Raw genomic sequence first — 7829 nt, forward strand, 5'->3', positions numbered from 1 at the left:
GGGGTACGCGAACGAGGAGTCACCCGTGCGATCGACGGAGTGCCTGGCGCGAGCACTTGCCGGTGCGTCGGGTCGCATTCCGACCTGTCGCCAATCGGCACATCCATCTGGAACTCCCTAGCGTGGGATTGCCGCTGACTTGCCGGAACACTGGGGGAAGCGGTGTAACCGGCACACCCAGCCTGATCCGGGGAGGCGGGTAGACGGAATGTCCGACTGGTGCACTGGCGGCGCACCTGCCGTCACCCCATGTGCCGGTACGATCACCAGGCCGAAGACTGTCCGTTTCGGAAGGACCTGCGATGGCTCCGGTGACGACCTGGACCGGCCGGGAAGCGAACGCACTGCGCAACGCGCTGCGGATGAGCGTGACTGCCTTCGCCGAGCACTTGGGCGCGGCGCGACGGACTGTGGCCAAGTGGAGCAGCCAGGGCGACAAGGTTCTCCCGCGCGCCGACATGCAGGCTGCGCTGGACACCGTGCTGGCCCGAGCCACACTCGACGCACGGGAACGCTTCGAGGCCCTGCTGGCGACGGGTACCAGCGGTGCAACCGTGGGCACCACGCTGCCGAATGCCGGTATGGATACGGATACTGGCGATGACACGCAAGGTGACTCCGGCTCGGATGGTGACGTGCGACGAAGAGATCTGCTACGCGGGGCGACGATCGGCATCGCCGCTGCGCCCGGCATCGCACCACTACTCGACGCGCTCGTCTCGCCACGCCATCCGAACGCGGTGGCGCTGTCCGCTCAACAGTTCTCCCAAGCCGTGGCCGCCGCGAAGATCGACTACCAAGCCTGCCGATACGAACGCGTTCTCGACCAGCTCGTAACGCTGCTGCCCGCACTCGAACCCGCCAGGGCCTACGCGCAGGACGAACAGAGAAGGCACATCGAAGTCCTGGCAGCGGACCTCTACCACGTCGTCGGCAGCGTCCTGCTCAAGGTCGGCGATCGAGGCATGGCCCTGGTCGCAGCCGAACGCAGCACCCGAGCAGCTGCGGCCAGTGAGGAGCCGGTAGCCGCCGCCACGAGTGCTCGGATCATGACCCACGCCCTGATGAGCAACGGCCACGACAAACAGGCAGTGACCCTCGCCGGCAACGCAGCCACCGTGCTCGACCGGAACACGCGCCTCGCGTCGACTGACGCGGTAGCCGTCTACGGCGCCCTCGTCCTCCGAGGTGCCGTCGCCGCCGCCCGCAGCGATGACCGTGATACCGCGCAAGCAATGCTCGATGAAGCGAGCCGCGCCGCCGCCCAACTCGGCTACGACGGCAACGACCGGTGGACCGGGTTCGGTGCCGCCAACGTCCTGCTCCACCGGGTCAACGTCGCCCGCACCCTCGGCGATGCCGGCACGGCTATCGGCATCGCGCGCACGGTACCGCTGGAGAAGGTGACGCTTGCTGAGCGCAAGGCGTCGCTCTACGTCGATGTCGCCCGTGCCTACACCCAGTGGGGGCGCTACGAACACGGCCTGACCGCGTTGCGCACCGCGTACGAGGTAGCACCCGAGGAGGTCCGCTGCCGCCCGGCCGTCCAACGCATCGCCACCGAACTCGCGCTCCTTGCCAAGGGTTCCGCCCGCACCGCCGTCGTCGACTTCACACGAGAGGCCGGGATCCGGCTATGACCGGCGGCCACCTCCAGATCGTCGTCTGCGCCGCCGGGCCCGCCGCCGACGTGGCCCAACTGATCAGCGCCGCGCAGAAGCACTCCTGGACAACCGCCGTCACCGCCACACCCAACAGCATCGGCTTTCTCGACGCCCCTGCGATCGAGGAGCTGACTGGTGCTGCGGTGCGATCCAGCTATCGGGTCTCCCCGGGCGACCGCCGCTCGCTACCCGCCGCCGACGCCCTGCTCATCGCACCTGCCACGTACAACTCGATCAACAAGATCGCCCTCGGCCTCGCCGACAACTACGCCATGACCTCGGTCGCCGAACTGATCGGACGGAAGGTACCGACCGTCATCGTCCCGTTCGTCAACGCCGCACTCGCTGCCCGTTCGCCCTTCCGCCATGCCGTGGCCAGCCTCCGCGAGGAAGGGGCACACATCCTGCTCGGCCCCGAGAACCAATGGGAACCACACCCGCCCGGCAGCGGGAAAGACCGCCAGCGCACCTTCCCCTGGACGACGGCATTCGAGACAGCAACCCGACTTGCCGATGCGGCTCGATCGGCCAGGTCCGGCCACGGCTAATCGCAACCAAACCAGGCCCCGGTCGCACCTAACCCGCTGTCCGTGGCATCGCACCGCGTCCGACCGATGCCGGACCGGTCCAACGGCTCTCGAGTATCCGGCGAGCGACCAGCCACCGCCGGCGTACGCCAAAAAGGCCCCGACCGGCGAAGATCTACCAGGTCAAGGGCCGTGCTCGTTGGTGCGCCGCGTAGGACTCGAACCTACAACCCGCGGATTAAGAGTCCGCTGCTCTGCCAGTTGAGCTAGCGGCGCTCGCTGACAACGGGGGAAACACTAGCACGGCCGCTGAACCGGGTTCCAATCCGATACCCGGGTCCCCCCTTCGGTCGAGCTTTTGCGGCAACAGCCGCGAAAGCGCACATAAGGTTTGGGACTCGCTGATGCCGGATGGCAGCGATAGGGCACGATGTCCGCCAGGTGCGTGAGACAGGGGTGGGGATGGGCAGGTTCGCGCGGGCCGGGGCGTTGGTGGGCGTCCTGGGTCTGGTGGCGTCGCTGGCGCTGTCGGGTTGTGGCGAGAAGCGTGGGGGCGCCCAGTTCGTCGACGGGGCCACCGCTGTCGCGACCGGGGCAGCGGCACCGGGGACACCGAACGAGCCGGCGGCGCCGAGCGGGCCGCCGCTGGAGGTGAGCCCGGCCGACGGCGCGAAGGACCGGCCGGTCAGCGTGGAGATCGGCACGAAGCTACCGGACGGTGCCACGGTATCTCAGGTCACGCTGACCACCGAAAATGGCAAGCAGGTCAAGGGCAAGCTGCGTACGGACGGCTCCTCCTGGGTCCCGTCGGCCCCGCTGAAGTGGTCCACCACCTACGTCGCCAAGGTCACCGCGAGCCGGCCCGACGGCACGGTCAGCGAGGGGACCAGCACCTTCACCACGATGGCCAAGCCCAGCTCGATGATCGCCTCGGGGCTCTACCTCTTCGACGACAAGACGTACGGGGTGGCGATGCCGGTGGTGGCGGAGTTCCACCCGGGCATCCCCAAGAAGGACCGGGCCAAGGTGCAGAAGCGGATGTTCGTGCAGACCGATCCGCCGCAGCCGGGCGCTTGGCACTGGGTGGACAGCGGCACCCAGGCCTACTACCGGGCGCCGGAGTACTGGAAGCCGGGCACCAAGATCACCGTACGCATCGCGCTGGCCGGCATTCCGCTGAGCAACGGCCGCTACGGCAACGTGGACCGTAAGGCCACCGCCAAGATCGGGTCGGCCTTCGAGATGAAGGTGACCAACTCCGACAAGCAGATGCGGGTGTACGAGAACGGAAAGCTGGTCAAGACGCTTCCGGTGAGCCTGGGCAAGAAGAAGACTCCCTCCTCCAGCGGCACGCTCGTGGTGATGGAGAAGAAGGAGGACACCATCTTCGACACCAGGGACGACCCGAATCCGGAGAACCGCTACGTCACCCCCATCCAGTTCGCCCAGCGGATCACCTGGGGTGGCGAGTACATCCACGCCGCCCCCTGGTCGGAGGGCGTGCAGGGGCGGCAGAACGTCTCGCACGGCTGTGTGAACGTGTCGATGGCGAACGCCCGTTGGCTCTTCCAGCGCACCAAGATCGGTGATCCCATCACCATCACCGGCACTGAGCGTAAGCTGGCGCACGGTAACGGCTGGACGGCGTGGGACCTGAGCTGGGCGGAGTTCGTCAAGGGCAGCGCGCTCCCGGTTCCCGAGGGTGGCGCCGGTCCCGCCCTGTGACCGGTCCGACCTGTCATCATCCGGACAATCCGCGCCACGTGTTTCAGTTCACCTCCTGCAACGGGTAGGAGTTCTGGTGCGTCTGTGACGTGAACAGGCAGCGGACCACGACTGTGAGGACACCATGCGAGTTCGGGACCAGCGCAACCGGCGGCGGGGGGCACTCGTCGCGGCGGTGCTCGCCGCGACGTTGGCGTTGACCTCCGCCTGTACCGGCGGGAAGAGCGGCGGCCAGGGACCGGGCTGGCAGGACGCGGCCGAAGAGCCGGCCCCGAAGGCGTCGGTGAGCATCACCGAGCCGGCAGCCGACGCGAAGGATGTCCCCGCGTCCACGGCGATCATCTTCGACGCCGAGCAGGCCCAGGAGACCACGGTTGAGTTGGCCGACGCGGCCGGCAAAGCTGTCGAAGGCACCCTCGCCACGGACGGCAAGAGTTGGCTGCCGGCGAAGGCGTTGGAGTACGGCGGGTCGTACACCGCCACCGTCACCGCGACCGGCGACGACGGCCGTCCGGTGACCGCCACCAGCGCGTTCACCGTGATGAAGCAGCCGGAGAAGCAGGTGCGGATCAGCAGCTTCCTCGGCGACGACCAAACCGTCGGGGTGGCCATGCCACTGATCGTGAAGTTCGGCCGGGAGATTCCCGAGAAGTACCGGGCCGACCTCCAGCGGCGGATGACGGTGACCTCGACACCGGCCCAGGAGGGCGTCTGGCACTGGGTCAGCCCCACCGAGGTGCGCTACCGGCCGAAGGAGTTCTGGCAGGCCGGCAGCAAGGTGTCGTACCGGGTGCAGGCGGGCGGCCTGCCGCTGGGTGACGGCTGGTACGGCCGGGCCGACCTGACCGTCGACATCAAGATCGGGCCCAAGCTCGTGATGACGGTGGACAACAAGACCAAGCGGATGACGGTGGCCCGGGACGGCAAGACGATCAAGACGATTCCGGTGAGCCTGGGCAAGAAGAGCACCCCGTCCTCCAGCGGCACCATGGTCGTGATGGAGAAGCTGCGCAAGACGGTCTTCGACACGTACGACGAGCTGGGCCCGGAGGACGGCTACCGGACGAAGATCGACTACGCCCAGCGGTTGACCTGGGGTGGTGAGTTCATCCACGCCGCGCCCTGGTCCGAGGGCGTGCAGGGCCGCACCAACGTGTCGCACGGCTGCGTGAACGTCTCGATGGCCAACGGCGCCTGGTTGTTCAACAACACCCGCGTCGGCGACCCGATCGTCGTGAAGGGCACCGAGCGCAAGCTGCAGCTCGGTAACGGCTGGACCGACTGGAACGTCAGCTGGGAGGAGTACGTCAAGGGCAGCGCCCTGCCGTACGAGCCGGCCGAGGACGCACTGACCGAGGACGACGACGTGACCGATCCCGACGTCTCGGCGAGCGAGACCGCCACCACCGCCTGAGCCCGTCGTTGCGGCGGCCCCTTCCGCGCGGGGCCGCCGAAACCACGGAAACGTGGCGCAAAGGAAGAGACACCGTCGCCGATTTAGATCGGGCGATCCGGACTCCAGAACCCGAGCGGCCGGACACGCCGCGACTCATGGACACATCAGGCCCCCTCCGTGCTGGAGGGGGCCTGATGCTTTGGGGTGACTGATGGGAATTGAACCCACGACAACCGGGACCACAACCCGGTGCTCTGCCAACTGAGCTACAGCCACCATGCCACCGCGCCGGTTGCCCTTAGCGGGTGCGGGGCAATAATACCCACACCACCGCCGGCCGCGTCCACCGGGTTGCCGAGCGGGCTCGCCGCCGGGCGGCGGAGCCTCAGAGCTCGGCCGCGATCGCCTTGGCGGTCTCCACGTCGGGACCGGGCAGCGGTACGAAAATGGTCCGCCGGTAGTACTCCAACTCCCGGATGCTCTCCCGGATGTCTGCCAGAGCCCGGTGCGCCAGGCCCTTCGGCGGCTGGCCGAAGTACACCCTCGGGTACCAGCGGCGGCACAACTCCTTGATCGAGGAGACGTCGATCATGCGGTAGTGCAGGTGGGCGTCGAGGCGGGGCATGTCCCGGGCGATGAACCCGCGATCGGTGGCGATCGAGTTGCCGCAGAGCGGGGCGGTACGCGGATCCTTGACGTGCCGGGTGACGTAGTCGAGCACCAGGTCCTCGGCCTCGGCCAGGGTGACGGTGGAGCGGCGCACCTCGTCGGTCAGCCCTGACTTGGCGTGCATTGTCCGGACGATCTCCGGCATGGCGTCCAGCGCCGCGTCGTCGGCGTGGATCACCACGTCGACGCCGTCGCCGAGCACGTTGAGATCGGGGTCGGTGACCAGTGCGGCGACCTCGATCAGTTTGTCGCCCCGCAGGTCGAGCCCGGTCATCTCACAGTCGATCCAGACGAGAAGATCAGCCACCGGGACAGCCTACGCGCAGCCCAAGCCACGTGGCTGCGCGCCGCCGGGGCCACCGACCGCTAGGGTCTTTCCCGTGCCCGCCGATCCCGTCACACCCTCTGCCGCCGACGTCGAGGACGCCGGTAGCCGTACGGCACGTCGGATGGTGGGCGCGCTGGCGATGGCGGCCGTGCTGCCGGCACTCTACCTGCCCGGTATCACGCACAACTTCTTCGACCTGAAGATCTACATGTCGGCGATGGACTGGTGGCTCGCTGGCAATCCGCTCTACGACTACGTCCAGCCGGACCGGGTGCAGGGTGAGCTGTACTTCACCTATCCCCCGTTCACCGCCCTACTGTTGCTGCCGTTCGCCCTGCCGAAGCTGGGCGCGACCGTGGTGATCTTCACCGGGTTGACCCTGCTGGGCGTGGTGGTCACCACGAAGTGGCTGCTCGATCCGGTGATCCGTCGGCACGGCCTGCCGCACCTGTTCACTCTCGTGGTGGGGGTGCTGCTCGTGCTGGCGGTGGAGAGCACCCGGGAGACCATCACCTTCGGGCAGATCAACATGCTGCTGGTGGTGCTGATCCTGGCCGACCTGCTGTTCGCCGTACCCCGGGACAGCCGGTGGGCCGGGGTGGGCATCGGCCTGGCGACGGCGCTCAAGCTCTTTCCGGGCATCTTCGTGGTCTACCTGCTGGCGACCCGGCGGTGGCGGGCGGCGGCGGTCGCCGCAGCGACGGCCGCCGGGGCGACTTTGCTCGCTGCGGCGGTCGCGCCCGCCGACTCGTGGCGGTTCTGGACGCACGAGTTGTGGGCCACCGACCGGGTCGGCCGCACCGACTACACCGGCAACCAGTCCCTGTTCGGGCTGCTGAGCCGGCTCACCGCGCCGGAGGAGCCGGACCGGTTGATCTGGCTGCCGCTGGTCGTGGCGGTCGCCGGGTACGGGCTGTGGCGGGCGGTTCGGGCGTCCCGGGCCGGGGACCCGCTCGCCGCCCTCACCCTGACCGGCCTGGTCGCCGCCCTGGTCAGCCCGATCACCTGGACCCACCACATCTACTGGTTCATCCCCGCGGTGGTGATCCTGGTCGACGCGACGCTGAGCACGGATCCGCGCACCGCCACCGGGGCACGTCAGCGCCGCCGGCTGGGTGCCCTCGCCGTCGGCACCTCGGCGATCATCGTGTACGGCGTGGTCTCCTTCTACGACTTCGGCGTGGCCCCGGAGCCGACCAGCACCCCCTGGGCGTTCCTGCTGCGCAACACGTACGTGCTGCTCTGCCTGGTGCTGCTGGTCGCGCTGCCGCTGCGTGCCGAGGCCGGCGCTCCGGTGGCGGAATCACGCGAACCGGACACTCTTCCCGAGGCGCCCCTTCCCCGGTAATCTCCTCTCAAGCCACCGATATCCCCCGGTGAATGGCGGCCCTCCGTGTCGGCAGCGGAGGGCCGCCCCCCCCACTCCCCGCCCCGCTGCCCCCGCCCGCGGCTCTGCCCTGCCCTGCCCTGCCCTGCCCTGCCCTGCCCTGCCCTGCCCTGCCCTGCCCTGCCCTGCCCTG

Annotated in this window: 6 protein-coding genes and 2 tRNA genes; 5 read left to right on the forward strand and 3 right to left on the reverse strand. The window is 68.6% G+C overall.

The window, feature by feature from the left end:
- Nucleotides 1–302: 302 nt before the first annotated feature.
- A complete protein-coding gene (locus tag Vqi01_RS29625; protein WP_204038438.1) occupies nt 303–1640 on the forward strand; it encodes a hypothetical protein in 1338 nt (445 codons plus the stop codon).
- Nucleotides 1637–2212, forward strand: coding sequence for a flavoprotein (locus Vqi01_RS29630; protein WP_204038439.1), 576 nt, complete (start codon nt 1637–1639; stop codon nt 2210–2212). Before Vqi01_RS29625 ends, Vqi01_RS29630 begins: the two co-directional genes overlap by 4 nt.
- Before the next feature lie 179 nt (nt 2213–2391).
- Here Vqi01_RS29630 and Vqi01_RS29635 read toward each other — a convergent pair.
- Nucleotides 2392–2467: transfer RNA gene (locus tag Vqi01_RS29635), tRNA-Lys, on the reverse strand.
- A 186-nt stretch (nt 2468–2653) separates the two neighbouring features.
- On the opposite strand from Vqi01_RS29635, the gene Vqi01_RS29640 reads away from it, so the two are divergent.
- Nucleotides 2654–3916, forward strand: a complete 1263-nt coding sequence (locus Vqi01_RS29640) for a L,D-transpeptidase (protein ID WP_204038440.1) — start codon at nt 2654–2656, stop codon at nt 3914–3916.
- Between the two features lie 124 nt (nt 3917–4040).
- Nucleotides 4041–5330, forward strand: coding sequence for a L,D-transpeptidase (locus Vqi01_RS29645; RefSeq protein ID WP_204038441.1), 1290 nt, complete (start codon nt 4041–4043; stop codon nt 5328–5330).
- 182 nt (nt 5331–5512) lie between these two features.
- Here Vqi01_RS29645 and Vqi01_RS29650 read toward each other — a convergent pair.
- Nucleotides 5513–5588: transfer RNA gene (locus Vqi01_RS29650), tRNA-His, on the reverse strand.
- Nucleotides 5589–5697: 109 nt separating this feature from the next.
- Nucleotides 5698–6288 (reverse strand): oligoribonuclease, encoded by a 591-nt coding sequence (gene orn, locus Vqi01_RS29655; protein ID WP_204038442.1) that lies wholly within the window; start codon nt 6286–6288, stop codon nt 5698–5700.
- Nucleotides 6289–6361: 73 nt separating this feature from the next.
- Here orn and Vqi01_RS29660 point away from each other — a divergent pair, with 73 nt between their 5' ends.
- Nucleotides 6362–7657, forward strand: a complete 1296-nt coding sequence (locus Vqi01_RS29660; RefSeq protein WP_204038443.1) for a glycosyltransferase family 87 protein — start codon at nt 6362–6364, stop codon at nt 7655–7657.
- Nucleotides 7658–7829: the final 172 nt, after the last annotated feature.

It is taken from the genome of Micromonospora qiuiae, assembly GCF_016863555.1.
In the GTDB taxonomy this organism is placed as follows: Bacteria; Actinomycetota; Actinomycetes; order Mycobacteriales; family Micromonosporaceae; genus Micromonospora; species Micromonospora qiuiae.

What these genes read in the sequence shown, in the direction of transcription:
- Vqi01_RS29625 (WP_204038438.1), top strand. Translation starts at nt 303, where the DNA reads ATGGCTCCGGTGACGACCTGGACCGGCCGGGAAGCGAACGCACTGCGC.
- Vqi01_RS29630 (WP_204038439.1), top strand. Translation starts at nt 1,637, where the DNA reads ATGACCGGCGGCCACCTCCAGATCGTCGTCTGCGCCGCCGGGCCCGCC.
- Vqi01_RS29640 (WP_204038440.1), top strand. Translation starts at nt 2,654, where the DNA reads ATGGGCAGGTTCGCGCGGGCCGGGGCGTTGGTGGGCGTCCTGGGTCTG.
- Vqi01_RS29645 (WP_204038441.1), top strand. Translation starts at nt 4,041, where the DNA reads ATGCGAGTTCGGGACCAGCGCAACCGGCGGCGGGGGGCACTCGTCGCG.